Here is a 25,919-nt window from a genome sequence, read left to right as displayed (position 1 = left end):
CGTACGCAACCCTGCGATCACTGTTCACGGTACGACCGGTCGGCCACGCTGAGTGACGTGAACCAGGAATTCGCCGAGAGCAGGACCCAACCCGACGGCAGGGTCCGCAACTTCAGCATGCTGCTGTCCTGCACCCCGCGCGGTGCCCGCCTCGCCCGCCTGCTCGCGGTGGACGCGCTGCGGAACTGGGGTCTCCCGGACGAGAGGGCGAGCCATGTCGTCGCCGAGCTGGCGGCCAACGCGGCCACCCACGGCCGCGTCCCCGGACGGAGCTTCCGCCTGACGCTCTACGTGGTCGGCGGCACCCTCCGCATCGAGGTCACCGACACGCGCGGTGACCGGCGACCCGTGCTCCGGGAGTCCGGAGCCTGTGCCGAGTCGGGCCGGGGTCTGCTGCTCGTGGACGCGCTCGCCGACCGCTGGGGAACCAGTGAGGGGCGCATTCCGCGCAAGACCGTCTGGGCGGAGATCGGCCTCGCGCCACCGGAACCCGGGACCACGTGCTCCGGTGCCTTCGGCGACTGAAGGACAAAGAACGGCGGGAGAAAGAACCCCGCCGAGCCCCACCCCTCCCGCCCACGGCCTGCACTCACCCGGGAGGGTGAACATCCCCGGACCGGCTGGACCTCGCAACCCGCGAGGCCCGACGCTCGGCGCAGCGCACCACCACAACCGCAGACATGAGACGGCCCCCGCCGGGACGGCAATCCCAGTGCGAGGGCCTGACCACCGAGGAAGAAGAGAGCTTCCCGATGGGTACCCAGAACCGTAGCGTGCCCCCGCGTGCCCCGGCCCGCGTTGCGGGCAACAAGCACCCGAACCGGCGGCCCGGCCCGGCCCACCGCCCCGGCGGGCTCCAGCACGACAACACCCGCCACACCATGTGCTTCACGGTGGTCGGCAACCACCTGGCCCAGCACGGGGAACTCTCGCTCCTCGCGATCGGGCTCGGCGTGCACCTCCAGTCGCTGCCGAAGGGCGCCCCGGCCGACATCAAGACCCTCGCCACCCGGTTCCCCGAGGGAGCCACCCGGATCGCCGCCGCCCTGCGCGAGCTGGAGGCCCACGGCTACCTGCGCCGCGAACGCCACCGCACGGCCACCGGCCGCATCGTCACCCGCACGACCTCCTGCAACCAGCCGGCGGCGGCCCACCGGCACCCCGAGGTCCCCGGCCACCCGCGGACCCGGTCGGCTGAGGCGCCGCGGAGGCAGGAGACGCGCGAGGAGGGCACGGCGTGCGAGGCGCGCGAGAAGGCGGCCCCCCGCAGACCGCTCCCCGCCGTGCCGAGCCCCGCCTGCGCCGCCCCGCCGCTCCTGGAGGCCGCCACCGCCCTGCTCGCGGACCTCCACCGCCACGACCCCCGGCTGCTCCTCTCCGCCCGCGACACGGCCCACCTGGCCCCGGGTGTCGCCGCCTGGCTGGAGCGGGACGTCGCCCCCGCCGCCGTCCGCCACGCCCTGACCGCCGACCTGCCGCCCGAGGGCGTGCGCCGCCCCGTGGCCCTCCTGGCGCACCGCCTGGCGGCCCAGTTGCCGCCCCCACCGCCGTTCCGGGCGCCGGCCGCCCCGCGACCACCCCGGTATGCCATGCGGAACTGCGACGGCTGCGACCGCGCCATCCGCTCACCCGACCCCGCGGCCCGCTGCCGCGACTGCCGAACCGCACCGGAGGAGGCCGCCCGGTGACGAGGGGTGAGCGGCCGGGGTTCGGCGAAGCGTCCGGGTGCCTCTTAGGCTGGCCCCATGACGGAACTGCCAGCGCGGCGTCTGCTGCTGGTGCACGCGCACCCGGACGACGAGTCGATCAACAACGGCGCCACCATGGCCCGGTACGCGGCCGAGGGAGCCCACGTGACCCTGGTCACGTGCACCCTGGGGGAGCGCGGGGAGGTCATCCCGCCGGAGCTGCGGCACCTGACCGGGCCCGCGCTGGGCGCCCACCGGCGCGGTGAACTCACCGCCGCCCTGGGCGCGCTCGGCGTCACGGACGCCCGGCTGCTCGGCGGCGCCGGGCGGTACGGCGACTCCGGGATGATGGGCCTCGCCGACAACGACGACCCCGGCTCCTTCTGGCAGGCCGACGTGGACGAGGCCGCCTCCCGCCTCGCCGAGGTGATCCTGGAGGTCCGCCCGCAGGTCCTCGTCACCTACGACGACGACGGCGGCTACGGCCACCCGGACCACATCCAGGCCCACCGCGTCGCCATGCGCGCCGTCGACCTGGCGGAGGCGCGGGGGCACCGGGTCGCCAAGGTGTACTGGAACCGCGTTCCCCGTTCCGTCGTGGAGGCCGCCTTCGCCCGCCTCCACGAGGAACTGCCCGTCCTCCCGTTCGACGAGGCCGCCTCCGTGGACGACGTACCCGGCGTCGTGGACGACGAGCGGATCACCACCGCGGTCGACGGCACCGCGTACGCCGCCGCCAAGGCCGCCGCGATGCGCGCGCACGCCACCCAGATCGCGGTCGCCGAGCCGTACTTCGCGCTCTCCAACGCCCTCGCGCAGCCCCTGTTCACCAGCGAGTACTACGAGTTGGTCCGCGGCAGCGGGCAGCCCGGCGAGACCGACCTGTTCGCCGGCGTCGAGGAGACGGCATGAGCGACACCCGACCGGGCTCCCTGCTCGCCCAGCCGCTGCGCCCGCCGTCCGCCGGGCGGGCCGCCGCCCACGCCGGCCTCTTCCTGCTCGGCGCGGTGGTGGCGCTGGCCGGGGCGCTGGTCCAGGCCGGCTGGTTCCCCGGCGGGCTGCTGCTCGCCCTCGCGGGCGCCGGCGGACTGTTCCTGGGCGGGGCGTACGCCACCGGCGGCCGGGGCGGGGCGGTCGCACCGGCGGCCGGCTGGATCGTCACCGTCATCCTGCTCACCACCTCACGCCCCGAGGGCGACTTCCTGTTCGGCGCCGGGGCCGGCTCCTACCTCTTCCTGCTCGGCGGCATGGCACTGGCTGTGATCTGCGCCACCGTCGGCCTCGGGCGGCAACCCGGCGGCCCTCCCGCCCGACTTGACAAGTGACGTACCACTTCGCCGTGGGCCGCGGGTGCGGGTCCTGTGGGGGTTAAGTCAGCGGTCATGGGATACGCGCCAGAAGTGGCCAGTATGGTGGTGCGCGCCGCCGAGCCTCCCCCTAGCGCTCGACCTCGCTGGTGCCGGGGGACCCTCACGTGCAGTGAGGTCGTAACGGGCGGCGGAGCCAACCGGGAGAACCTGCCTTGAGTCGTGAAACTGACACTCCGTCCTCCGGGCCCAGCGGGCGCGGCGGAGCCGCGTACCCCTCCGGCACGCCGCCGTACGGGACCCCCCTGGCTCCCGACGACGCCGCCGGCGCGGGCCGTTCGGGCACGCGGCCGGAGGAGAAGAAGACCGAGACCACGCTGACGACCCGGATCCGGATCAACATCCCCGGATCGCGTCCCATCCCGCCGGTGGTCATGCGCAAGCCCGTCGGGGACGGCGAGGGCGCGGGCGAGGAACAGCCCGCCGCCGAGCCGGTGCAGGCGGCCCCGGCCGAGCGGAGTCCGGCCGGCGCGGCCGAGGCCCCCGCCGAGCCCGTGGCCCCGGGCGACGAGAAGACCAGCGACTGGTTCGCGCCCCGCAAGTCCGCGCCCGGCAAGGGCGCTCCGGGCGGCGGCGGCACGAACGGCGCCGGGACGCCCGGTGGTTCCGCGTCGACCCCGGCCGCCCCCACCGTGCCGGCCGCCCGTACGGGTGGTCCGGGAGCACCCGGTGCGGCCGGTACCACCGGCGCGCGTCCCGGTGGTGTGGTCGGTTCCATGAGCGTGCCGGGCGCCCGGTCCGGCGGTACCAACGGCAAGGGCCTGCCCGGCGCCACCGGCGGCCCGGTCGCCCCCGGCCACGGCGGCGGTACCGGCTCCTTCGACGTGACCGAGGCGCTGACCTCGGGTCCTCGGGGCGGCGGCTCCCGCCCCGTCGCGGCCGGCCCCGGCGAGCCCCGCCGCGATGACCTGCCGTACTTCTCGGAGCGCTCCGGCCAGGACGGCTACGGCGGCCCCGGCACGGCGGGCGCGGGCGCGGCGGGCGGCCAGGACGGCTTCGCCGCAGGCGCGGGCGCGGGTAAGGCCGGTGCGGCCGGGCAGGACGGCGGCTTCGGCGGGACCCCGGGCACGGGCGGCGCCAACGGCACCGGCGGACCCGGCGGTCCGAGCGGCTTCAGCGGCCCGGGCGGCCACGGCGGTCCCGGTGGCCCGCAGGGACCGGCCGGCCCGACCAGCGGTCCGGCCACCGGCGACGGTCCCCTCGTCCCGCCGGTCGGCGAGCCCTTCGGCGGCCCCGCCCACGGCACCCCGGGCGCCGGCCAGGGCACCGCGCCCGGCCGCAGCGCCCTCGCCGGCCTCGACGGGCCCACCGGTCCGGGCGGCCCCGGCGGCCCGCGCTCCACCCCCGGCGGCGGTCCCGCGGGACGCGGTCCCGGCGGGCTCAGCGACGACACCGCGATCCTCACCCCGCAGAAGCCGGCCCCGGAACCGGGCACGCCCGGCTACCGTTCCCCGGCCGCCGACAACGTCTCCGGACACACCGTCACCAGCGGCATCCCGGTCGTCCCCAGCGCTGGGAAGCCCCCGTTCGGCGGTGCCGACGGCGGTCCGGCGGCGCCCGCCGCGCCCCGGCCGGAACCGGCCCCCGCGCCCAAGGCGGCGGCCAGGCCCAAGAAGAAGGGCCGCAGCAAGCTGGTGCTGCTCGCCGTCGGCGTGATCGTCGTCGCGGGCGGTGCCTACGGCGCCGGACTGCTGATGAACCACACCGACGTGCCCAAGGGCACCACCGTGCTCGGCGTCGACATCGGCGGCGGCACCCGCGACGAGGCCGTCAGAAAGCTGGACGACGCCTTCGGCAGCCGGGTGAACAAGCCGCTGAAGCTGGCGGTGGGCGGCCGTACGGTCACCCTGACCCCGGAGAACGCCGGGCTCCAGTTCGACTACCAGGCCACGGTGAGCGAGGCCGCCAAGAGCGACTACAACCCGGTCCACGTGGTCGGCTCCCTGTTCGGGCAGAAGCGCGTGGTCCAGCCGGCCATGCCGGTGGACGAGGAGAAGCTCCAAGCCGCCCTCCAGCAGGCCGGCGGCGGCTCCGGCTCGGTCACCGACGGCACCATCAGGTTCGACCACGGCCGGGCGGTCGCCGTCTACGGCAGGCCGGGCAAGGCCATCGACGCCGCCCGCTCGACCCAGGCGGTCGAACAGGCGTACCGCACCCTGGTGGAGACGGGCACCGCGTCGTCGGTCGGCGTGCCGACGACCACCAAGCAGCCGACGGTGTCGAACGCCGAGGTCGACCGGATGATGAAGGACTTCGCGCAGCCGGCGATGTCCGGGAACGTCACCGTGCGCACGGACGCGGCCCACGCGGTGCCGATGAGCCCGCAGAACTCGCTGTGGAAGTTCCTCCGGGTCACCGCCGTCGACGGCAAGCTGGTCGACAAGCCCGACCTGACCGCGCTGAAGCAGCTGTACGGGCAGGCCTTCGACGGGGTGCTCATCACCCGAGGCAACGGCAAGAAGACGGCCGTCACCCCCCAGGACGTCTACGCCGCCCTGCGCCAGGCCCTGATGAGCAGGACCAACCGCGTCGCGGTGATCGACACCGAGCCCAACTAGGTTCGTTCGTTCGGATCGGGCCGGATCAGGGAGCGGGGTCCGGTGCCGTGCATCGCGGCGAGGCGCGGTGCCAGGGCCCCCGAGCCCGGCGTGATCCGAACGACAGGCCCTAGCCGCGCCCGCCCGGGGGCGCCCCCTTCGCGGGCGCCCCCGGGCGGTGTCATCCGGGCCGCATGACATCTGTCATCCGGCACACAGGACCCCCGGCACTGCCGGGTCGGGTGCCCGCTCCGCCAGCATGGACGGCATGACGACGACAGCGGCGCCGGCCACCACCACCCCGGTGGTCGGGTTCGACCAGGTGACCAAGACGTACGGGAGCGTGCGGGCCGTCGACGGCCTCACGCTCCGGCTGGAACCGGGCGAGACCGTCGCCCTCCTCGGCCCGAACGGGGCCGGCAAGTCCACCACCCTCGACCTGCTCCTCGGGCTGAAGCAGGCCGACAGCGGCGCGGTCCGCCTGTTCGGCACCAGCCCGCGCGAGGCGATCGTCGCGGGACGGGTCGGGGCCATGCTCCAGAGCGGCGGCCTGATGGACGAGGTCACCGTCGCCGAGCTGGTCAAGCTGGCCTGCTCGCTGCATCCCAGGCCGTACCCGGTGGCCGACGTGCTCGCCCGGGCGGGTGTCACGCAGATCGCCGGCCGCAAGGTCGACAAGCTCTCCGGCGGCCAGGCCCAGCGCGTCCGCTTCGCCCTCGCCACCGCCGGCGACAGCGACCTGATCGTGCTGGACGAACCGACCACCGGCATGGACGTCTCCGCCCGGCAGGCGTTCTGGGCGACCATGCGCGAACAGGCCGACCGGGGCCGTACGGTCCTCTTCGCCACGCACTACCTGGAGGAGGCCGACGCCATCGCCGACCGGGTGCTGGTGCTGCACCGGGGACGGCTCCTCGCCGACGGCACCGCCGCCGAGATCAAGGCCAGGGCCGGTGCCCGCCGCGTCTCCTTCGACCTGACGGGCGACATCGACACGAGCGCCCTGCGCGCCCTGCCGCACCTCACGTCCCTGGACGTGTCGGGCCAGACCGTCCGCATCCAGTCCGCCGACGCCGACGCGACCGTCCACGCCCTGTACGGCCTCGGCCTGTACCCCCGCAACCTCGAAGTCGCCGGGCTCGGCCTGGAGCAGGCCTTCGTCGCCATCACCGCCGCCGAGGAGGCGAAGCAGTCGTGAACAGCCTGATCAGACTGGAACTCACCCGCGCCCTGCGCAACCGCAAGTTCCTGTTCTTCTCCGTGATCTATCCCGCCGGCCTGTTCCTGCTCATCGCGGGCAACGCCGACAGCCACGAGAAGATCGACGGCACGGGCCTGACCCTGCCGACGTACATGATGGTCTCCATGGCGTCCTTCGGCGCGCTGACGGCCGTCCTGATGGGCAACAGCGAGCGCATCGCCAAGGAGCGCGAGAACGGCTGGGTACGGCAACTGCGGCTGACCACCCTGCCCGGGCGCGGCTACGTGCTCGCCAAGACCGCCGGCGCGGCCGTGGTCAGCCTGCCGTCCATCCTGATCGTGTTCGTGGTCGCCGCGGCGGTGAAGGACGTACGCCTGGAGGCCTGGCAGTGGCTGGCCCTCAGCGGCGCCATCTGGGCCGGCAGCCTGGTCTTCGCCGCGCTCGGCGTCGCCCTCGGCTACCTCGCCAGCGGCGACGCGGTCCGCCCGATCACCATGATCACCTACTTCGGGCTGTCCATGCTGGGCGGCCTCTGGATGCCGACGACGACCTTCCCGGGCTGGCTCCAGGACATCGCCGAGTGGCTGCCCACGCACGCGTACGCTTCCCTCGGGCGGGCGATCGAACAGAGCCAGGCCCCGCACACCCGCGACCTCGCCGTCCTCGCCGTCTCCTTCGCCGTCTTCGCGGGTGGCGCGGCCTGGCTGTACCGGAAGGACACGCTGAAGGCGTGAGCGTCATGACGGAAGACCGGCAGGCAGGAACCGCGCGGCCCGCCCCCGTGGGCTGGCCGCCCCGCAACCGGCGCGAGCTGATGGTCAAGACGCTCTGGATCGGCGTCTGGCTGGTCTTCCTCAGCTCCCCGGTCGGCGACCTGGTCCACGGCGACCACACCACCGGTGCCACCGTGGCCGGCTCACTGGGCCTCGCCGCGTTCGTGGGCGTCTACCTGACGCTGGTCTTCCGCAACATCGGCCGCCCGTTCGCCCCGCGCGTGGTGCTCACCCTGGGCGGGGTCCTGGGCGTCCTCGCCCCCGTGCTGGCCCTCACCCTGGGCAGCGCCTGGCTGGGCCTCTTCGTCTACCTGTCGGTCGCCTGGGGAGCCACCCTGCCGCTGCGGGCGGCCTACTGGGCCATCCCGGCCTCCGCGCTGGTGATGTATCTGATCGGCCTGCGCTCCGACGAGCGCGAGGCGCGAGGGCTGCTCATCCTCGTGCTGCTCATCGGGTTCGCGATGACGGGGGTCGGCCAGCTCGTGCGCACCACGATCGAGCTGCGCAAGGCCCGGGCGACCGTCGCCCAGCTCGCCGCCAACGAGGAGCGCCTCCGCCTCGCCCGCGACCTGCACGACCTGCTCGGCCACTCGCTGTCGCTGATCACGCTGAAGAGCGAGCTGGCCGGCCGGATGCTGCCCGACCGGCCCGAGGGGGCCGCGCAGCAGGTCGCCGACATCGAGCAGGTCAGCCGGCAGGCCCTGATCGACGTGCGGGAGGCCGTCACCGGCTACCGCCGGCCCCGGCTCGCCGCCGAACTCGCCGGTGTCCAGGTCGCCCTGACCGCCGCCGGGGTCACCGCCGACCTGCCCGCCGAGCCCGACCTCGACGGAGTCGGCGAGGAGGCCGAGTCCGCGCTCGCCTGGGCGCTGCGCGAGGCGGTCACCAACGTGGTCCGGCACAGCGGCGCCGACCGCTGCGCCGTCCGGCTGCATCGCCGCCAGACCCTGGACGGGCCGGTGCTCGAACTCTGCGTCGAGGACGACGGCAAGGGCGGCTCCGGGGCGGGCCCCGGCAACGGCCTGACCGGGCTGACCGAGCGGCTGGAGAAGGCGGGCGGCGGCCTGGAGGCGGGCCGGATCAGGCACGGGTTCCGGCTGGTGGCCCGCGTGCCCGCGGCCGCCCCGGCGGACATAGGATCCGGGGCATGACGAGCATGATCAGAGTCCTGCTGGCCGAGGACCAGTCGATGGTCCGCGAGGCGCTGGCGGCACTGCTCGGCCTGGAGGACGACATCGAGGTCGTCGCCCAGGTCGCGCGCGGCGACGAGGTGCTCGCGGCCGTCGACGAGCACGGTGTGGACGTCGCCCTGCTCGACATCGAGATGCCCGGCTGCACCGGCATCGAGGCCGCCGCCCAGGTCCACCGCGCCTTCCCGCTGGTCAAGCTGGTCGTCCTCACCACCTTCGGCCGGCCCGGCTACCTGCGCAGCGCCATGGAGGCGGGCGCCGACGCCTTCCTCGTCAAGGACGCCCCGGCCGCCCAGCTCGCCGAGGCGGTCCGCCGGGTGCTGGCCGGGGAGCGGGTGATCGACCCGACCCTGGCCGCCGCCGCGCTCGCCGACGGCGCCAACCCGCTCACCGAGCGCGAGCGCGAGGTGCTGCGCGCGGCGGCCGACGGCTCCACCAACGCCGAACTGGCCCGCGCCCTGCACCTGTCCCAGGGCACGGTCCGCAACTACCTCTCCACCGCCATACAGAAGCTGGCCGTGCGCAACCGCGCGGAGGCCGTGCGGATCGCCCGGGAGAAGGGCTGGCTGTGAGGGGCCGCCGCCGGACGACGGTGGCGCGGGCCGGTCTTCAGTTGAGCTTGGACCGCGCGATGCGCGCCTCCTGGCGCACCTTGCCGGCGGCCGGCTCGTCGACCACCTCGATCAGCTCGGCGTACGCGTCCAGCTCGTCGGCGCCCGCGGTGAACTGGCCGCGCTGCACCAGCAGCTGTCCGCGTTCGTAGCGCAGCCGCGCCGGATGCGCGGGGACGAGCAGCCCCAGCTCCACCGCGCGCAGGGCGATGTCCGAGCGTTCCGGCCGCGCCGCGGCCCACGCCCGGATGTTGTTCAGGACCCGCTGCACGACCTCCAGGGGCGGCGCCGGTTCCAGCAGGGCCGGATCCAGCGACGCGCCCGTGCCGCCCGCCACCAGCAGCTCCGCGTCCGCCCCGGTCAGCACCCGGCCCTCGTCGAACGGATCGGCCAGCACCTGCTCCGGTCCCGACCCGAACCCGACCACGAAGTGCCCCGGCAGCGCGACGCCGTACACCGGGGCGCCGGCCCGGCGCGCGACCTCCAGCCACACCACCGACAGCAGGATCGGCAGCCCGCGCCGCCGCCGCAGCACCTCGTGCAGCAGCGAGGACTCCAGCCGCTGGTAGTCGCCGGGCGTCCCGCGGAACCCGTGGCGGGCGCCCAGGAGCCCCCGCACGGCCTCGGCCCACGCCCGCGGCCCGCCCGGCCGGTAGGGCAGCTCGCCCGCCAGCCGGTCCAGCTCCGCCTGCGCGGTGTCGATGCCGGCCTCGTCCAGCGAGCCGTCCGCCTCCGCGCCGATCAGCAGGCACAGGGCGGACAGGTCCGGCCGCTCGGAGCGGGCCTCCTCGGCGAACCGCTGCCGCAGTTCGGCGGAGCGCTCCGGCGGCGGCGGGTAGGGGGGCGGCAGATACGGGTGATGCATGGCAGGCTCCTGCCCTTCCCACGGCCGTTCTACGACCGTCTTCCGGTCCCGGTTCTACGTCGGTCCGGGACCGGCGGGCTCCCGCGGTCCCGAGGACGGTGCCCGGTAGTGGTGGTACACGTGGTGCGGGGTGAAACCGAGCGCCGTGTACAGCGCCCGCGCGGCCTCGTCGTCCGTCTCGACCTGGAGCCAGGCCGCCGACGCGCCCTCGTCCAGCGCGCGCCGGGCCAGCGCGGCCATCACCTCGGTGGCCAGTCCCTGCCGCCGCCGGCCGGGATCGACCTCGACCGCCGCGAACCCGGCCCACCGCCCGTCCACGGCACACCGCCCGATCGCCGCCGGCGGCTCACCGGCCGCCGGGCCGGGCACGGACGCGAACCACAGCGACGGCCCGTCCCCGCTCCCGCCCCCGAGCACCCGCAGGGCCGCCTCGCCCACCCCCGCGCGCCGGTAGCGCGCGAGCCAGGCCTCGTCCACGGTGCGGGACAGGACCACGTCCGCGCCGCCGGCCCGGTCGGCGACGGGCGCGAGGGCGGCGGTCCACAGTCCGGCACTCACCTCCCGCGTCCAGCCGCGCCGCTCCAGCTCGGCGGCCAGCACCTCCTGGGTGCCCTCGGCGCCGGTCGCGATCTGCGCGTAGGCGGGCAGGCCGCGCTCGCCGTACCAGCGTCGTACGGCGTCCAGGGCGGCGTCCAGCGGGAGGCCGGGGTCGCCGAGCGGGAGCACGCTGTTGGCCCGCCGGGTGAAGCCCGTGCGCGGTGCGGGCGCCCGGCCCGGCTCGTGCGGCGCCGCGTCGGCGGCGGCCCGCAGCTCCCACTCGCCGAGCCGCTCGCTCTCCACCGGTCGCCACGCGCGCGCGGCGACGTGCGCCAGCTCCCGGTAGGAGGCGGCGGGCCCCCGGCGGCGCGCCGGCGCGGCGGGGACGACCTTCCCCGCCACCAGCGCGGATTGCGGGATTCCGACCCGCTCGCCGTCCCGTCGTGTGATCATGAGCACGCCATCGTCCCATGATGTGAGAACACCGACCGTGTCGGTGAACTTCTCGGGCGCCGCACCGGGTTCGGCCAGGCGCCTGACGGAGACTCGTTTTCCCACGTCATCTGGGGTGATACGGACTTCGAGGCGTCCACTCGCCGAGATTTCCACTGGTCAGTTCACCCCTCCTGTTCGGATCATGCTCCGGAACGGAGATACTAGGGGCGGGCATCGACGACGCCGCGCTCCCGCGCGCCAGGCGGCGGAGCCTGAGGAGGCCCGCCAGCGCCCTATCGAGGAGGAACGACAGCGTGACCTACGTCATCGCGCAGCCTTGTGTCGACGTGAAGGACAAGGCGTGCATCGAGGAGTGCCCGGTCGACTGCATCTACGAGGGCCAGCGGTCCTTGTACATCCACCCGGACGAATGCGTCGACTGTGGTGCCTGTGAGCCGGTCTGCCCGGTCGAGGCGATCTTCTACGAGGACGACACTCCGGAGGAGTGGAAGGACTACTACAAGGCCAACGTCGAGTTCTTCGACGACCTGGGCTCGCCCGGCGGTGCCAGCAAACTGGGACTGATCGAGCGCGACCACCCCTTCGTCGCCGCGCTGCCGCCGCAGGGCGAGTGACCGTCTGAGCGCCGAGCGGCCCCGCCCCCGGAACCCGGCCCCGCCCGGACCGGGGGACTCCGGTGCCGCCCCGGTCCCGTACGGCCCGATCGTCCCGATCGCCGCCGCACGGGACCGAGGCGCAGGGCCGCCCCGACGAAAGTGAGCCATCCATCGTGTCCGCAGTCACCGACCGCCTTCCCGACTTCCCGTGGGACCGGCTGGCCCCGTACAAGCAGACGGCGGCGGCCCACCCGGACGGCATCGTCGACCTCTCCGTCGGCACCCCCGTCGACCCGGTCCCCGAGCTGATCCAGAAGGCCCTCGTCGACGCGGCCGACTCCCCGGGCTATCCGACGGTCTGGGGCACCCCGGCGCTGCGTGACGCGATCACCGGCTGGCTGGAGCGTCGCCTCGGCGCCCGCGACCTCACCCACCGGCACGTCCTGCCGGTCGTCGGCTCCAAGGAACTGGTCGCCTGGCTGCCCACCCAGCTCGGTCTCGGCCCCGGCGACACGGTCGCTCATCCGCGCCTCGCCTACCCGACCTACGAGGTCGGCGCCCGCCTCGCCCGCGCGGAGCACGAGGTGTACGACGACCCCACCGAGCTGGACCCGTCGCGGCTGCGGCTGCTGTGGCTCAACTCCCCGTCGAACCCGACCGGCAAGGTCGTCCCGAAGCGGGAGCTGGCCCGGATCGTCGCCTGGGCCCGTGAGCACGGCGTCCTGCTGGTCGCCGACGAGTGCTACCTGGAGCTGGGCTGGGAGGCCGACCCGGTCTCGGTGCTGCACCCCGACGTCAACGGCGGCTCCTACGACGGCATCCTCGCCGTCCACTCCCTGTCCAAGCGGTCCAACCTGGCGGGCTACCGCGCGGCGTTCGTCGCCGGCGACCCGGCGGTGCTCGGCCCGCTGCTGGAGATCCGCAAGCACGGCGGCATGATGACCTCCGCGCCGACGCAGGCCGCGATCGTCGCCGCCCTCGGCGACGACACGCACGTCCTGGAGCAGCGCGCGCGCTACGCGGCCCGCCGCGACGTGCTCCGGGCGGCCCTGCTGTCCCACGGCTTCCGCATCGAGCACAGCGAGGCGAGCCTCTACCTCTGGGCCACCCGGGACGAGTCCTGCTGGACCACCGTGTCCCACCTGGCCGACCTGGGCATCCTGGTGGCCCCGGGCGACTTCTACGGTCCGGCGGGCGGGAACTTCGTCCGCGTGGCCCTGACCGCGACGGACGAACGCGTCCACGCGGCGGCGGCCCGGCTGACCGCGTAGCCGCCGCACCGCCGGGCGCCGTCCGCCGGACGGACCGAAGGGGCCCAGGAGGACCTGGACCCCTTCGGCGGCCGGACCGGAGGCTCAGCCGAGCGGCAGGCCCTTGGTCGGCAGGGACGACGTGGGCAGGCCGCCCTTGGTGAGGGACCCGGTCGGCAGGCCGCCCTTGGTCAGCGAGTCCGTCGGCAGCCCACCCTTCGTCGCGCCGGCCGCGGCGTCCCCGAGGACACCGCCCGCGCCCCCGGCCACGTCCCCCGCGGCCCGCTGCGCCGCGGGCGCCGCCTTCTTCACGGCGCCGCCGCCGGTCCTGCCCGCGGCCGGCACCGCCTGCTTGACGGTCTTCGCGCCGGCCTCGCCGGCGAGACCGGTGGCGCCCTGCGCGGCACCGTCCACGGTCTTGCCGAGGTGCGCCCCGTCCAGGGCGGTCAGGCCGCCCAGGTTCGGGGTGGCCGGCAGGTTCGTGGCCGCACCGGCGGAGCCGGCCGCACCGACCCCGGCGGCCGCTCCCGCTGCGACGAGCAGCGCGGCACGGGCGATCCGGCGGGTCAGGGGGAGGGACATGGTGCTCCATTCGACGGGAGGTAAACGGTGTGTCCGGGACGGGGTGTGTCCGGTCCCGGACGCCGTGACTACCGCTCGAGCGCCGCGAAGGTTGCGGACGGCCCGGGTAAAGAATGGATAACGCATCGCATTATCAGGTGTGGATAAAAACGGGCAAACAGTGTGGCGTAAGTAGTCGGCAGAATCCTTCCACCCCGTGTGCCCCAAGGGCTTCGCCGGTCCGCGCCCCCACCGGCCGGGCCGCCGGGCACCCCGGCACCGCGCAACCCGCCGGAGTGACCCGTCGTACTACTGTCCGGCCTCGATCCGCACGGCCCCCACGGACCGTTCCGCGCCGCCGGCCCCCTGCGGACGGGACCGGCCCCACGCGTCGCCCCCGCTCTCGGCGGTCCACACCCGTCCCGCGTACGACACCCGCCGGATGTGCAGCGCCGAGGAGTTGGCGACCGCCCATTGCGCCAGCTGCCAGCCCCGCGCCAGCTCGCCGCGCCCGCTCGCGTCCCGCCGCGCGCCCCGCGACACCGGAACGGTCACCGTCCGCCCGTGCGCGCTCGCCGTCACGCTCGGCGAGGGCGAGGGCGACGGCACGGGCGTCCCGCCGACCTCCGCGCCGGTCTCCTGGAGCGCGTCGCGCCCGAAGTCCCGCACCAGCGCCGCCCGTACGGCGTCGGGGCCGGTCGGCGAGGCCGTGCGCTGCGGGCGCCCGTCGCAGGTCAGTGAGGCCGCCGCCCGCCCGGTCAGAGCCGCCGCCAGCAGCGCCGCGTCCGGCTCGTGCTTGGCGTACGCCTCCGGGTAGCCGCTGCGCTGCACCCGCTGCGCGGCCACCGTCAGCGGCAGGCCGGTGTAGTCCGGCACCTTCGCCAGATGCGCGTAGAAGATGCCCGCCGCGTACGCGGGGTCCATGATCTGCCGCTCGGTGCCCCAGCCCTGCGAGGGCCGCTGCTGGAACAGGCCGAGCGAATCCCGGTCGCCGTGCCCGATGTTACGCAGCCCCGACTCCTGGAGGGCGGTGGCCAGCGCGATGGTCACGGCCCGCTCGGGCATCCCGCGCCCGGTGCCGACGGCGGCGATCGTCGCCGCGTTCACCGCCTGCTCGGGAGTGAACTGGTACGACGCCCCGCCGCCCGCGGCCGGGACCACCTCGCAGCCGCGTCCGCCACCGCCGGTGACGTACTGCACGACGAGGTAGGCGACGACACCGCACAGGACCAACAGGGCCGCGGCGAGGCGCAGGAGGCGGCCTCGACGCCGGGAACGGGTGGGGGTCGGCTCTGACACGCGTACAAGGTACTGGAGCGGGCGGCCGGCCCCGGCCGGGGGACCGCTCCGTGCGGACCCCGGCGCCGCCGGCCGGCGCGCTAGGGTCGGGGCCATGGCCGACACCTCGCTTGACCTCACGCTGGACGCCGCCGCGCTCACCGCGCGGCTCGTGGACCTCCCTTCGGAGAGCGGCACCGAGAAGCCGCTCGCGGACGCGATCGAGGCCGCCCTGCGCGCGTTGCCGCACCTGACGGTCGACCGCCACGGCAACAACGTGATCGCCCGTACGGACCTGGGCCGGGCCGAGCGGGTCATCCTGGCCGGCCACATCGACACCGTCCCGATCGCCGGCAACGTGCCCTCGCGGCTGGACGAGGACGGCGTGCTGTGGGGCTGCGGCACCTGTGACATGAAGTCGGGCGTGGCGGTCCAGCTGCGCATCGCGGCCACGGTCCCCGCCCCCAACCGCGACCTGACCTTCGTCTTCTACGACAACGAGGAGGTCACCGCCGACCTCAACGGCCTCAAGCACGTCGCCGAGGCCCACCCGGAGTGGCTGGCGGGCGACTTCGCCATCCTGCTGGAGCCCTCCGACGGGGAGGTCGAGGGCGGCTGCCAGGGCACGCTGCGGATGCTGCTGCGGACCGGCGGCGAGCGGGCGCACTCGGCGCGCGGCTGGATGGGCTCCAACGCCATCCACGCGGCCGCCCCCGTGCTGGCCCGGCTGGCGTCCTACGAGCCCCGCCGGCCGGTCATCGACGGCCTGGAGTACCGCGAGGGCCTGAACGCCGTGGGGATCGCCGGAGGAGTGGCGGGCAACGTCATCCCCGACGAGTGCGTGGTGACCGTCAACTTCCGCTACGCCCCCGACCGCACCGAGGAGGAGGCGGTCGCGCACGTCCACGAGGTCTTCGCGGACTGCGGCGTCGAGGAGTTCGTGGTGGACGACCACAGCGGCGGGGCGCTGCCCGGCCTCTCCCACCCGGCCGCCGCGGCCTTCATCGAGGCGGTGGGCGGCCTCCCGCGGCCCAAGTACGGCTGGACGGACGTCTCCCGCTTCTCCGCGCTCGGCATCCCCGCGGTCAACTACGGCCCCGGCAACCCGCACCTGGCCCACAAGCGCGACGAGAGGGTGGAGACGGCGAAGATCCTGGCCGGCGAGGAGCGCCTGCGCGACTGGCTCACCGCGTAGCGGACGCGCGCGGCGCAACCCGCGGCGGTCACGCGCGCGTCCCCCCTCCGTAACCCGGGTGGATCTAGGCTGAGATCGAACTACCGGCAAGCGGAGGGAGCGCACATGGCTACCGGAAACCCCGAGGGGAAGAAGCAGCCGCCGGACGAGCAGCGGCTCGGACCGGTCCTCCGGCGGCGGGGGCAGGTGACGGCCAGCACGACCGACCAGCGGCTGCTGGACGAACGCGCCCCCACCGACTGGGTGCACACCGACCCCTGGCGGGTGCTGCGCATCCAGTCGGAGTTCATCGAGGGCTTCGGCACCCTCGCCGAACTCCCGCCGGCCATCAGCGTGTTCGGCTCCGCGCGGACGGCGGCGGACTCACCGGAGTACGAGGCGGGCGTACGGCTCGGCCGCGGTCTGGTGGAGGCCGGCTTCGCGGTGATCACCGGCGGCGGCCCGGGCGCGATGGAGGCGGCCAACAAGGGCGCGTGCGAGGCGAAGGGCATCTCGGTCGGCCTCGGCATCGAGCTTCCCTTCGAGCAGGGGCTCAACCCCTACGTCGACATCGGCCTCAACTTCCGCTACTTCTTCGTCCGCAAGATGATGTTCGTGAAGTACGCGCAGGGCTTCGTGGTCCTCCCCGGCGGCCTCGGCACCCTCGACGAGCTCTTCGAGGCCCTCACCCTGGTCCAGACCCAGAAGGTCACCCGCTTCCCGATCGTCCTGTTCGGCACCGACTACTGGGGCGGCCTGGTGGCCTGGCTGAAGAACACCCTGGTCGCCCAGGGCAAGGCCGCGGAGAAGGACCTGCTGCTGTTCCACGTGACGGACGACGTGGAGGAGGCGGTGGCCCTCGTCTCCAAGGAGGCGGGCCGCTAGGACCTGTCCGCGGCGCGGGACCGTGCCCGGCGTCCCCTCCCCGGTCCCGCCTCCCGGCGGACCGGGGGGCGCCACCGGACCTACGCCAGACCCCGGCGGGCCACCGCGGGGGGCCGGTGGCCCGCGATGGACGCCACCATCTCCAGCACCTGACGGGTCTCGGCGACCTCGTGCACCCGGTACACCCGCGCGCCGAGCCACGCGGACACCGCGGTCGTCGCCAGCGTGCCGATCAGCCGCTCCTTCACCGGCCGGTCCAGGGACTCGCCGACGAAGTCCTTGTTGGACAGCGACACCAGCACCGGCCACCCCGTGGCGACCATCTCGTCCAGCCGCCGCGTCGCCTCCAAACTGTGCCGCGTGTTCTTGCCGAAGTCGTGCCCCGGGTCGATCAGCACGGACTCCCGGGGCACCCCGAGGGCCACCGCCCGCTCGGCCAGCCCCAGCGTCACCGCCAGGATGTCGGCCACCACGTCGTCGTAGGTCACCCGGTGCGGACGGGTCCGCGGGTCCGCGCCGCCCGCGTGCGTGCACACCAACCCCGCCCCGTACCGCGCGGCGACCTCCGCGAGCCCCGGGTCGACCCCGCCCCACGCGTCGTTCAGCAGGTCCGCGCCCGCCTCGCACACCGCCTCGCCGACCTCGGCCCGCCAGGTGTCGACGCTGATGACCACGTCCGGGAAGCGGCGCCGCACCTCCGCCACGAAACCGACCGTGCGCCGCGCCTCCTCCTCGGCCGTGACCTCCTCGCCGGGCCCCGCCTTGACCCCGCCGATGTCGATGATCGCGGCGCCCTCGGCCACCGCCCGCTCCACGCGCGCGAGGGCCGGTTCGTCGCGGAAGGTCGCTCCCCGGTCGTAGAAGGAATCCGGTGTCCGGTTGACGATCGCCATGATCACCGGCTCGTGCGGCCCGAATTCCCGCCTGCCCAGCCTGAGCATCCGCTGTGCCCTCTCCTAGTACGTCCCGCAGTACGGCCGCCTGCGACCCTAACCGCCGCACGCGCATGGCACGATCGGAGCCTGACACATTCAGCTGCCGGCACAGCGTCCGGTAACGAGCGTGGGGACCCCTCGCGATGGTGATGTTCTTGTTCCTGGTCGTCGCGCTGGCCGTCGTGGTCGCCGCGGTGTCCCTGGCCGTGGTGGGCGGCGGGGAGAGCGGCCCGCTGCCCGAGGCGGCGCCGGAGCGGCTGCGTGACCCGCTGCCCGCGGACCGCCCGGTGGGCCGCGCGGACGTGGAGACGCTGCGCTTCCCGGTCACCCCGCGCGGCTACCGCATGGCCGACGTGGACGACGCGCTCGGCCGGCTCGCCGCCGAACTGGCCGAACGGGACGCCCGCATCGCCGACCTGGAGTCCGCGCTGGCCGGCGCCCGGGCCGCCGCGCACGCCCGCGCCGACCGCGGCGGCGAGCAGGAGGAGCAGCGATGACCGGTGCAGCGGCCCTGGCCGGGCCGGACGGCGCGCTGCGCTGCCCGTGGGCCCTGTCGACCGAGGACTACGTGTCGTACCACGACGAGGAGTGGGGCCGGCCGGTCCGCGGCGACGACGCCCTCTTCGAGCGGATCAGCCTGGAGGCCTTCCAGTCGGGCCTGTCCTGGATCACGATCCTGCGCCGCCGCCCGGGTTTCCGCGCGGCCTTCGCCGGCTTCCACATCGAGAAGGTCGCCGCCTTCACCGACGAGGACCGCGCCCGCCTGCTGGCCGATCCCGGCATCATCCGCAACCGCGCCAAGGTCGACGCCACCCTCGCCAACGCGCGCGTCCTGGCCGGCTGGGCGGAGGGCGAGCTGGACGACCTGGTCTGGTCCCACGCACCCAACCCGGCGGGCCGCCCGGTCCCGCGGACCCTCGCCGACGTCCCCGCGATCACCCCGGAGTCCACCGCCTTGTCCAAGGCCCTGAAGAAGCGTGGCCTCAGGTTCGTCGGCCCGACGACGGCCTACGCCCTGATGCAGGCGTGCGGGCTGGTCGACGACCACCTGGAGGGGTGCGTGGCCAGGGGCGCCCGCTGAGGGGCGCGGGACCGCCCCGCGCTACCGGCCCAGGTAGGTCGGCCGCTCCTTGGCCACGAACGCCCGCACGGCGATGGCGTGGTCCTCGGAGCTGCCGGCCCGGGTCTGGAGCTCGTCCTCCTTCTCCAGCGTCTCGGCGAGCGAGTGGGCGAGCCCGTAGGCCACCGCCTCCTTGATCGCCGCGTACGCCACCGTCGGCCCCGCGGCCAGCGCCCGCGCCGTCCGCTCCGCCTCCGCGCGCAGCTCCGCCGCGGGGACGACCCGGTTGGCGATGCCCAGCTCCAGCGCCTCCGCCGCGCCGATGCTGCGCGGGAAGAGCAGCAGGTCGGTGGCGCGGCTCGGGCCGATCACCCGCGGCAGGGTCCAGGAGATGCCGGAGTCGGCGGTCAGCGCCACGCCCGCGAACGACGTGTTGAACGCGGCCGTGTCGGCCACCACCCGGTGGTCCGCGGCGAGCGCGAAGCCGAAGCCGGCGCCGGCCGCGACGCCGTTCACCGCGGCGACCACCGGCTTCGGCGCCCCGGTCAGGGCCCGCACGATCGGGTTGTAGTGCTCCCTGACCGTGCTCATCGTCTGTCCCGACCCGGTCTCCCGGTCGCGGGCCAGCAGTCCGATGTGCTCCTTGAGGTCCTGGCCCACGCAGAACGCCCGGTCCCCGGCGGCGGTCAGCAGGATCGCCCGTACGGCCGTGTCCGAGGCCGCGGATTCCGCCGCCTCCCGGAGGGCGGTCTTCGTCGCGATGTCCAGCGCGTTCATCGCCTCCGGGCGGTTCAGCGTGATCGTCGCGAGTCCGTCGCTCACCTCGTAGAGCACGGTGTCGGTCATGGCGGTCCCCTCCGGTGTCCGGGCTGGTGACGTACCGCTCGGTACGCCCAGGTCTGAGGACAGCATGACGGAGATCACCGCCCGGCAGCCGGAGCGGACGTGTGACCTGCGTCAAAGAAAAACCCGGCGGACCGGGTCGGCGGGGCTCCGTGCGGTGGCGCAGTATCGCAGTCACATCGCCGAATTGAGTGGTTTTGCTCGCGCGCGTTGCCCAAGCGATGCCGACCGATGTTGGTCATCGGGTCCTGCCATGCGGGATAATGGCCTGGAAGCAATGTGTTCGATGCCGGTGTCGCGTGTCCGTTCCGGACGGCGGGTGCCTCCCTCCGGGAGGTATCGGCAGACGATGAGCTGGTTTCAGGAAGGGGAACGAGCATGGCGGCCATGAAGCCGCGGACGGGTGATGGCCCGCTCGAGGTGACCAAGGAGGGGCGGGGCATCGTCATGCGCGTTCCGCTCGAAGGCGGCGGTCGACTCGTCGTCGAGCTGACCCCTGACGAGGCCGAGGCGCTCGGCGACGCCCTCAAGAAGGTCGTCGTCTGAGGTCCCGGAGATCAGTCCTCCCGGCTGCCCCGGCATCGTGAGCGATGTCGGGGCAGCCGCGTCTTCCGATCTCCCACCCGCGGCTCCACCGCCCGCCGCGCTCACGCGGCCCGGCCGGGCCGCCCGCCGCGCTCACCGCTTGACCGCGCACAGCAGCCCGTCGCCCACCGGCAGCAGCGAGGGGATCAGCTCCGTGCTCTCGCGCACCGCGCGCAGCAGCTCCCGCAGCCGCAGCACCTCGGTCGGCTGCGGCCCGGAGTCGACGGTACGGCCGTTGGCGAAGACGCCCTCGAAGACCACCAGCCCGCCGGGGCGCAGCAGACGCAACGATTCAGCGAGGTAGTCCGGGTACTCCAGCCGGTCCCCGTCGCAGAAGACGAGGTCGTAGCCGGCGTCCGCGAGCCGCGGCAGCACGTCCAGGGCGGGGCCGGGGATGAAGCGGGCCCGGTTGCTGGCGAAACCGCAGATGCGGAAGGCCTGCCGCGCGAACTGCTGGTGCTCCGGCTCCGGGTCCACCGTGGTGAGCACGCCGTCCGGCCGCATCCCGTGCAGCAGGTGCAGCCCGGAGACCCCGCAGCCCGTGCCGATCTCCGCGACCGCCTTCGCGTCCACGGAGGCGGCGAGCAGTCCGAGCGCGGCGCCCGTGGCGGGCGACACCGAGCGCAGCCCTGCCTCGCGGGCCCGGTCGCGGGCCCAGCGCAGCGCTTCGTCCTCGGCGACAAAGGCGTCGGCGAACGCCCAGCTCGTCTGCCGGTTGCCGGTAATGACCCTCTCCTGTCCCCTGGTTGCCTGGGCGTGACTGTATCCGTTGGCGTCGGGAACCCGCAGATGGGACCGGGCGTTTACCTGGCGGGGCCGATGGCCGGGGAGACGACGGGGGGCAGAGGTGGCGCAGGCGGCGGAGCAACTGCTGACGCAGCAGTATGAGCTGTATCAGCGTGTATCAAATTTTCGTAAAACCGCTTATCCGGAGCTAACGGGCGAGGTGGCTATGGTAGGGGCTCCACTGGACACCACCAGAGCCGACAGGGGAGGTGCGGCCGTACCCGGGGACCGGGGCGGAGTGCTTCGGCGCTTCCTCGGGTCGGCGGGCAGGCCGAAATCCGTGACCGACACCGCTGACAGCCACGCCTCCGGTCCCGCCGCGGGCGGGACCCAGACCGCGACCTTCGCCACCGACGCGGACGCGCAGGCGTGGACCCCGCCCACGTGGGACGAGATCGTCAGCACGCACAGCGGCCGCGTCTACCGGCTGGCCTACCGTCTGACGGGCAATCAGCACGACGCCGAGGACCTCACGCAGGAGGTCTTCGTCCGGGTCTTCCGCTCCCTGTCGACGTACTCGCCGGGCACCTTCGAGGGCTGGCTGCACCGCATCACCACCAACCTCTTCCTCGACATGGTGCGGCGCAAGCAGCGCATCCGCTTCGACGCCCTCGGCGAGGACGCGGCCGAGCGCCTGCCCAGCCGCGAACCCAACCCGCAGCAGCTCTTCAACGACGCCCACTTCGACGCCGACGTCCAGCAGGCCCTGGACACCCTGGCGCCCGAGTTCCGGGCCGCCGTCGTCCTGTGCGACATCGAGGGATTGTCCTACGAGGAGATCGCCGCCACCCTGGGCGTGAAGCTCGGCACGGTCCGCTCCCGCATCCACCGCGGCCGGTCCCAGCTCCGCAAGGCCCTCGCGCACCGCTCCCCGGAGGCCCGCGCGGCCGAGCGGCACTCGTTCCGGGCCCGGGTCCCCGCACTGGGGGGAGGGGGCGCGACCGCGTGAGTGGATCTCGGCCGGACCCCGTCGAGGAGCCGCACCTCGCAGAGCAGCACCTGGGAGACCGCCTCTCCGCCCTGGTGGACGGCGAGCTGGGTCATGAGACGCGCGAGCGGGTCCTCGCCCACCTGGCCACCTGCGCCCGGTGCAAGGCGGAGGCGGACGCCCAGCGCGCCCTGAAGAACGTCTTCGCGGAGGCGGCCCCACCGCCGCCCTCGGCGAGCTTCCTGGCCCGCCTCCAGGGCCTGCCCGGGGGAGGCCAGGACGGCGGCGCGGTGCCCGGCGGCGGCCCGTTCGCGGCCGGCCCCGGCACCGGGAGCACCGGGGCCTTCGGCGCGCGGCGCGGCGACCACCTCCCGTTCGGGTACGCCCCGCACCGTGCCCCCGGCTGGCCGCCCCTCGCCGAGGACCGCGCCGCACCGGTGGACCGCGGCTTCCGCGTCCATCCCGTCGGCCGCTCCGACGACGGCCGCCCGTCCTCGCGCGGGCTGCGCTTCGCGTTCGCCGCCGCCGGCGCGGTGTCACTGGCCGCCGTCGCCCTCGGCGGCGTCACCACCGCCGTCCCCGGCGGCCCGGCCGCGGAGGCCCGCGGCGGCGCGGGCACCGGCAGCAACGTGACCCCGGCGCGTTCGGCGGACACCGCGGCGGGTCCGGGGGCGGTCACGCCGGACAGCCGGCGGCGCCGCCCGGTGGGACCGCTGCTCGCCCGCGCCGGCGCCCTGACGGCGCCGGTGCCAGGCGTCCCGACCTCCCTGTCCGCGCCGCTGCTGCCCGGACCGCCGCCCGGCGCGGCCCGGGCCCGGGCCGGCGCGGCGGGCGGCCTGACGGCGCCGGTACTGGCCGGCGTGGCCGCCGTGTCCCCGCTGATACGCCCCCTGGAGCGGACCATGTCCGTGCCGGACCTGCCGCTCCCGGACCGGTCCGCGCTCCCCGGGGCCACCGGCTCGGGTCTGCTGTCCGCCGCAGACGCGGTCCTCCCGGACACCACCCCCGCGCCCTCCGTGTTCCCCATCGCTCCCCGCCCGTCGTCCTGACCGGCCCGCACGGGCCCGGCGCCGCCGGCCGGCGGCGCCGGGGCGCGGTCAACCGTGCCGGCGCCCCGGGACGGAACTGACCGAAGTCTCACCTCGGGGCGGTACCGGTCCGGCGGGAACGCCGGGTACGGTTGAGCGACCGAGGACATCGCAAGGAGCGTCAGGTGTTCAATGACATAGGACCGCTGGAGCTGGTGACGATCATCGTGCTCGCCGTGCTCGTCTTCGGTCCGGACAAGCTCCCGAAGGTCATCCAGGACGTGACGCGCACGATCCGGAAGATCCGCGAGTTCTCGGAGAGCGCCAAGCACGACATCCGCCAGGAACTGGGCCCCGAGTTCAAGGACTTCGAGTTCGAGGACCTCAACCCCAAGACGTACCTGCGCAAGCACCTGGACAGCGACGACCTGGGGCTGAAGGAGATCCGCAGCGGCTTCGACCTGAAGAAGGAGATGGCCGAGGTCACGGACGCGGTCAACGGCCGCGCCGGCGACTCCTCCGCCCCGTCGTCCCCGCCCGCCACGTCGTCCGGCGGCCGCGTCGACATGACGAAGAAGCCCGAGGCGGCCGGCGTGGACGAACGGCCGGTCTTCGACGCGGACGCCACCTGAGGGCCGCCCGCCCACGCCGACACGCGCGTGCGGGCGCGCTCCGCCCACGTGACGCGTGTCATAGCGCGCACCCACCGCGCACGGCCTGAACAGGCGCTTCCCGCGCCTCGCGCGGCCGGAGCCTGCCCTGTCGCCGCCGGTGGTGTGGATATGCTGCCGAGTTGTTGTGCGGACCGGACGCGTACGCCCGAAGGGGGGCGGGCGACCCCGGTCCGACGAGAGCGAGGAGGCGTCCGGGCAGATGGAGACGACGAGTCGGGTGGGCGCGCAGCCGCCGGCCGCGGAGGGCGCGCAGCAGCTCCCCTCCGCCCGGCGCACGGTCGACGGTTACCTGCGGGCGCCCTTCCCCTGGTACGGCCTCGACGAGGCGTTCACGGGGCCGCGCTGGCTGATGCAGGTCGGCACGGCGGCCGACGGAGCCGTCGAGCACGGGTCGATCGGGCACGGTGACGAGCCGTCCGTGCGCGGTGAGACCGGTTCCGCCGGGGAGGCGCGGGAGAAGTTCGCGGTCGTGGTGACCGTCGCCGCACAGCCGTCCAGACGCAGCGCCGACGGCACGGGGCTGCTGGAGGCGACATCGGTGTCCTCGGCGGCGTGGCTGGCCGGCGTGGGACTGCTGTCCTTCACCTGGCCCGGCCAGATGGACCACACCCTGCGGGACGACTGGCTGGACCAGCAGACCGAGACCGCGTGGGCCCTGGCCGACGACCTCGACGGCCCGGAGTGGTCCAGACTCTCCCTCCCGGTGGACGGGGTCGCCGCCTCGTTCTGCTACCGGGAGTCGGAGTTCGGCTGGGTGCTGGCCGGCACGACCGGGGAAGGCGTGCACCTGGGCGCCTACGGGCGCGGGATGAGCGCGTACGGGCTCGGCTTCGCCGTGGTGAAGGACATCGGCGCCTACGCCTGACGGCACCGGCGCCCACGCACGAAGAGGGGGCGCCGGCCCGCGGCCGGCACCCCCTCGTCACAGGCCCCCTGACGGCATGTCCGCCGCCGGGCGACCCGTCAGAACTTGTTCTTCGGCGTGATCCCCAGGGACAGGCCCGACAGCCCCCGCTGCCTGCCGCCCAGCTTCCCGGCGATGGCCCGCAGCGCGCTGCCCGCCGGGGAGGCCGGGTCGGTCAGGACCACCGGCTTGCCCTCGTCGCCGCCCTCGCGCAGGCGGACGTCGATCGGGATGCTGCCGAGGACCGGGACGGTCGCGCCCGTCGTCCGGGTGAGGCCGTCGGCGACCCGCTGGCCGCCGCCCGTGCCGAAGACGTCGACCATCTCGCCGCAGTGCGGGCAGGGCAGGCCGGACATGTTCTCGACCACGCCGACGATCTTCTGGTGGGTCTGCACGGCGATGGAGCCCGCGCGCTCGGCCACCTCGGCCGCCGCCTGCTGGGGGGTCGTCACCACCAGGATCTCGGCGTTGGGCACCAGCTGCGCCACGGAGATCGCGATGTCGCCGGTGCCCGGCGGGAGGTCGAGCAGCAGCACGTCCAGGTCGCCCCAGTAGACGTCCGCGAGGAACTGCTGGAGCGCGCGGTGCAGCATCGGGCCGCGCCAGACCACCGGCGCGTTGCCCGGGGTGAACATGCCGATCGAGATGACCTTCACGCCGTTCGCGGACGGCGGCATGATCATGTTCTCGACCTGGGTGGGACGGCCGTCGGCGCCCAGCATGCGCGGCACGCTGTGGCCGTAGATGTCGGCGTCGACCACGCCCACCTTCAGGCCGTCGGCCGCCATCGCCGCCGCCAGGTTGACCGTCACGGAGGACTTGCCGACGCCACCCTTGCCGGAGGCGACCGCGTAGACCCGGGTGAGGCTGCCCGGCTTGGCGAAGGGCACCTCGCGCTCGGTCTGGCCGCCGCGCAGGGCGTTCGCCAGCTCCTTGCGCTGCTCGTCGCTCATCACGTCGAGGGTGACGTCGACGCGGGTGACGCCCTCCACCCGGGAGACCGCCTCGGTGACGCGCTGGGTGATGGTGTCGCGCATCGGGCAGCCGGACACGGTCAGGTACACGGTGACCGCGACCGCTCCGTCCGCGCCGATCTCCACCGACTTGACCATCCCCAGTTCGGTGATCGGACGGTTGATCTCGGGGTCGTTCACCGTCGCCAGTGCCTCGCGCACCGCGTCTTCCGTAGCCATAAGGACGATGGTAC

At 74.5% G+C, this 25,919-nt stretch carries 28 protein-coding genes; 20 read left to right on the top strand and 8 right to left on the bottom strand.

What is annotated here, in order from left to right:
- Positions 1–57 precede the first annotated feature (57 nt).
- The 9 genes from ACIQVT_RS10490 to ACIQVT_RS10450 all read left to right on the top strand — a co-directional run bounded on the left by ACIQVT_RS10490 (position 58) and on the right by ACIQVT_RS10450 (position 9,328).
- A complete protein-coding gene (locus ACIQVT_RS10490; protein ID WP_403750448.1) occupies positions 58–525 on the top strand; it encodes an ATP-binding protein in 468 nt (155 codons plus the stop codon).
- A gap of 227 nt (positions 526–752) precedes the next feature.
- Complete coding sequence (locus tag ACIQVT_RS10485; protein WP_403750446.1) at positions 753–1,688, top strand: helix-turn-helix domain-containing protein; 936 nt, start codon at positions 753–755, stop codon at positions 1,686–1,688.
- Positions 1,689–1,745: 57 nt separating this feature from the next.
- Positions 1,746–2,600 (top strand): N-acetyl-1-D-myo-inositol-2-amino-2-deoxy-alpha-D-glucopyranoside deacetylase, encoded by an 855-nt coding sequence (mshB, locus tag ACIQVT_RS10480; RefSeq protein ID WP_403750444.1) that lies wholly within the window; start codon positions 1,746–1,748, stop codon positions 2,598–2,600.
- Positions 2,597–3,013, top strand: a complete 417-nt coding sequence (locus ACIQVT_RS10475) for a DUF6113 family protein (RefSeq protein WP_403750442.1) — start codon at positions 2,597–2,599, stop codon at positions 3,011–3,013. Before mshB ends, ACIQVT_RS10475 begins: the two co-directional genes overlap by 4 nt.
- A 197-nt stretch (positions 3,014–3,210) precedes the next feature.
- Entirely contained in the window at positions 3,211–5,613 is a 2,403-nt protein-coding gene (locus tag ACIQVT_RS10470; RefSeq protein ID WP_403750440.1) for a hypothetical protein, read from the top strand.
- 247 nt (positions 5,614–5,860) lie between these two features.
- Positions 5,861–6,790 (top strand): ABC transporter ATP-binding protein, encoded by a 930-nt coding sequence (locus ACIQVT_RS10465; RefSeq protein WP_403750438.1) that lies wholly within the window; start codon positions 5,861–5,863, stop codon positions 6,788–6,790.
- Positions 6,787–7,527 carry an ABC transporter permease gene (locus ACIQVT_RS10460; RefSeq protein WP_403750436.1) on the top strand — a complete coding sequence of 247 codons (741 nt, stop codon included), beginning with the start codon at positions 6,787–6,789 and terminating at the stop codon, positions 7,525–7,527. Before ACIQVT_RS10465 ends, ACIQVT_RS10460 begins: the two co-directional genes overlap by 4 nt.
- Positions 7,524–8,717 carry a sensor histidine kinase gene (locus tag ACIQVT_RS10455; RefSeq protein ID WP_403750434.1) on the top strand — a complete coding sequence of 398 codons (1,194 nt, stop codon included), beginning with the start codon at positions 7,524–7,526 and terminating at the stop codon, positions 8,715–8,717. Before ACIQVT_RS10460 ends, ACIQVT_RS10455 begins: the two co-directional genes overlap by 4 nt.
- A complete protein-coding gene (locus ACIQVT_RS10450) occupies positions 8,714–9,328 on the top strand; it encodes a response regulator (protein WP_403750432.1) in 615 nt (204 codons plus the stop codon). Before ACIQVT_RS10455 ends, ACIQVT_RS10450 begins: the two co-directional genes overlap by 4 nt.
- A gap of 37 nt (positions 9,329–9,365) precedes the next feature.
- On the opposite strand, the gene ACIQVT_RS10445 is transcribed toward ACIQVT_RS10450, so the two are convergent.
- Both ACIQVT_RS10445 and ACIQVT_RS10440 read right to left on the bottom strand, forming a co-directional pair.
- Entirely contained in the window at positions 9,366–10,232 is an 867-nt protein-coding gene (locus tag ACIQVT_RS10445; RefSeq protein ID WP_403750430.1) for a tetratricopeptide repeat protein, read from the bottom strand.
- Positions 10,233–10,286: 54 nt separating this feature from the next.
- Positions 10,287–11,378: a GNAT family N-acetyltransferase gene (locus tag ACIQVT_RS10440; RefSeq protein ID WP_403750428.1), complete on the bottom strand. Its 1,092-nt coding sequence runs from the start codon at positions 11,376–11,378 to the stop codon at positions 10,287–10,289.
- A gap of 140 nt (positions 11,379–11,518) precedes the next feature.
- On the opposite strand from ACIQVT_RS10440, the gene fdxA reads away from it, so the two are divergent.
- Positions 11,519–11,839, top strand: a complete 321-nt coding sequence (gene fdxA, locus ACIQVT_RS10435) for a ferredoxin (RefSeq protein ID WP_121787075.1) — start codon at positions 11,519–11,521, stop codon at positions 11,837–11,839.
- A 155-nt stretch (positions 11,840–11,994) separates the two neighbouring features.
- On the top strand, positions 11,995–13,092 hold the full coding sequence (locus ACIQVT_RS10430; protein WP_403750426.1) for a bifunctional succinyldiaminopimelate transaminase/glutamate-prephenate aminotransferase: 1,098 nt from the start codon (positions 11,995–11,997) through the stop codon (positions 13,090–13,092).
- 84 nt (positions 13,093–13,176) lie between these two features.
- Here the strand turns inward: ACIQVT_RS10430 and ACIQVT_RS10425 are convergent, their stop codons facing one another.
- Positions 13,177–13,653 carry an ATP-binding protein gene (locus ACIQVT_RS10425; protein ID WP_403750423.1) on the bottom strand — a complete coding sequence of 159 codons (477 nt, stop codon included), beginning with the start codon at positions 13,651–13,653 and terminating at the stop codon, positions 13,177–13,179.
- A gap of 288 nt (positions 13,654–13,941) precedes the next feature.
- Positions 13,942–14,931, bottom strand: coding sequence for a heavy metal transporter (locus ACIQVT_RS10420; RefSeq protein WP_403750420.1), 990 nt, complete (start codon positions 14,929–14,931; stop codon positions 13,942–13,944).
- A gap of 94 nt (positions 14,932–15,025) precedes the next feature.
- Here ACIQVT_RS10420 and dapE point away from each other — a divergent pair, with 94 nt between their 5' ends.
- Both dapE and ACIQVT_RS10410 read left to right on the top strand, forming a co-directional pair.
- Entirely contained in the window at positions 15,026–16,105 is a 1,080-nt protein-coding gene (gene dapE, locus ACIQVT_RS10415) for a succinyl-diaminopimelate desuccinylase (RefSeq protein WP_403750417.1), read from the top strand.
- 105 nt (positions 16,106–16,210) lie between these two features.
- Positions 16,211–16,969: a TIGR00730 family Rossman fold protein gene (locus ACIQVT_RS10410; protein ID WP_403750414.1), complete on the top strand. Its 759-nt coding sequence runs from the start codon at positions 16,211–16,213 to the stop codon at positions 16,967–16,969.
- Positions 16,970–17,049: 80 nt separating this feature from the next.
- On the opposite strand, the gene folP is transcribed toward ACIQVT_RS10410, so the two are convergent.
- Complete coding sequence (gene folP, locus ACIQVT_RS10405; protein ID WP_403750411.1) at positions 17,050–17,910, bottom strand: dihydropteroate synthase; 861 nt, start codon at positions 17,908–17,910, stop codon at positions 17,050–17,052.
- Positions 17,911–18,047: 137 nt separating this feature from the next.
- Here folP and ACIQVT_RS10400 point away from each other — a divergent pair, with 137 nt between their 5' ends.
- Positions 18,048–18,401: a DivIVA domain-containing protein gene (locus ACIQVT_RS10400; protein ID WP_403750408.1), complete on the top strand. Its 354-nt coding sequence runs from the start codon at positions 18,048–18,050 to the stop codon at positions 18,399–18,401.
- The gene (locus tag ACIQVT_RS10395) at positions 18,398–18,985 is read left to right on the top strand and encodes a DNA-3-methyladenine glycosylase I (RefSeq protein WP_403750405.1); all 588 of its coding nucleotides are present in this window, start codon (positions 18,398–18,400) and stop codon (positions 18,983–18,985) included. The genes ACIQVT_RS10400 and ACIQVT_RS10395 overlap by 4 nt, the downstream gene beginning before the upstream one ends.
- Positions 18,986–19,006: 21 nt before the next feature.
- Here the strand turns inward: ACIQVT_RS10395 and ACIQVT_RS10390 are convergent, their stop codons facing one another.
- Positions 19,007–19,810, bottom strand: a complete 804-nt coding sequence (locus ACIQVT_RS10390) for an enoyl-CoA hydratase/isomerase family protein (protein ID WP_403750403.1) — start codon at positions 19,808–19,810, stop codon at positions 19,007–19,009.
- Between the two features lie 375 nt (positions 19,811–20,185).
- Between ACIQVT_RS10390 and ACIQVT_RS10385 the strand changes: the two genes are divergently transcribed.
- Positions 20,186–20,353: a DUF3117 domain-containing protein gene (locus ACIQVT_RS10385; RefSeq protein WP_018544333.1), complete on the top strand. Its 168-nt coding sequence runs from the start codon at positions 20,186–20,188 to the stop codon at positions 20,351–20,353.
- Positions 20,354–20,485: 132 nt separating this feature from the next.
- Here ACIQVT_RS10385 and ACIQVT_RS10380 read toward each other — a convergent pair whose 3' ends face one another.
- Positions 20,486–21,181, bottom strand: coding sequence for an O-methyltransferase (locus ACIQVT_RS10380; RefSeq protein ID WP_403750935.1), 696 nt, complete (start codon positions 21,179–21,181; stop codon positions 20,486–20,488).
- Positions 21,182–21,416: 235 nt separating this feature from the next.
- On the opposite strand from ACIQVT_RS10380, the gene sigE reads away from it, so the two are divergent.
- From sigE to ACIQVT_RS10360, 4 genes are all read left to right on the top strand, one after another.
- Complete coding sequence (gene sigE, locus ACIQVT_RS10375) at positions 21,417–22,127, top strand: RNA polymerase sigma factor SigE (RefSeq protein WP_403750401.1); 711 nt, start codon at positions 21,417–21,419, stop codon at positions 22,125–22,127.
- Entirely contained in the window at positions 22,124–23,155 is a 1,032-nt protein-coding gene (locus ACIQVT_RS10370) for a zf-HC2 domain-containing protein (RefSeq protein ID WP_403750399.1), read from the top strand. The genes sigE and ACIQVT_RS10370 overlap by 4 nt, the downstream gene beginning before the upstream one ends.
- Positions 23,156–23,319: 164 nt before the next feature.
- Positions 23,320–23,766: a sec-independent translocase gene (locus tag ACIQVT_RS10365; protein ID WP_403750396.1), complete on the top strand. Its 447-nt coding sequence runs from the start codon at positions 23,320–23,322 to the stop codon at positions 23,764–23,766.
- A gap of 241 nt (positions 23,767–24,007) precedes the next feature.
- Complete coding sequence (locus ACIQVT_RS10360; protein ID WP_403750393.1) at positions 24,008–24,673, top strand: hypothetical protein; 666 nt, start codon at positions 24,008–24,010, stop codon at positions 24,671–24,673.
- A gap of 98 nt (positions 24,674–24,771) precedes the next feature.
- Here ACIQVT_RS10360 and ACIQVT_RS10355 read toward each other — a convergent pair whose 3' ends face one another.
- Positions 24,772–25,905, bottom strand: coding sequence for an Mrp/NBP35 family ATP-binding protein (locus ACIQVT_RS10355; protein WP_403750391.1), 1,134 nt, complete (start codon positions 25,903–25,905; stop codon positions 24,772–24,774).
- Positions 25,906–25,919: the final 14 nt, after the last annotated feature.

The sequence above is a fragment of the Streptomyces sp. NPDC100445 genome (assembly GCF_044759735.1).
GTDB lineage: Bacteria > Actinomycetota > Actinomycetes > Streptomycetales > Streptomycetaceae > Streptomyces.
Note: the sequence above shows the minus strand (reverse complement) of the source record. Positions and strands in the feature narration are given on the sequence as shown.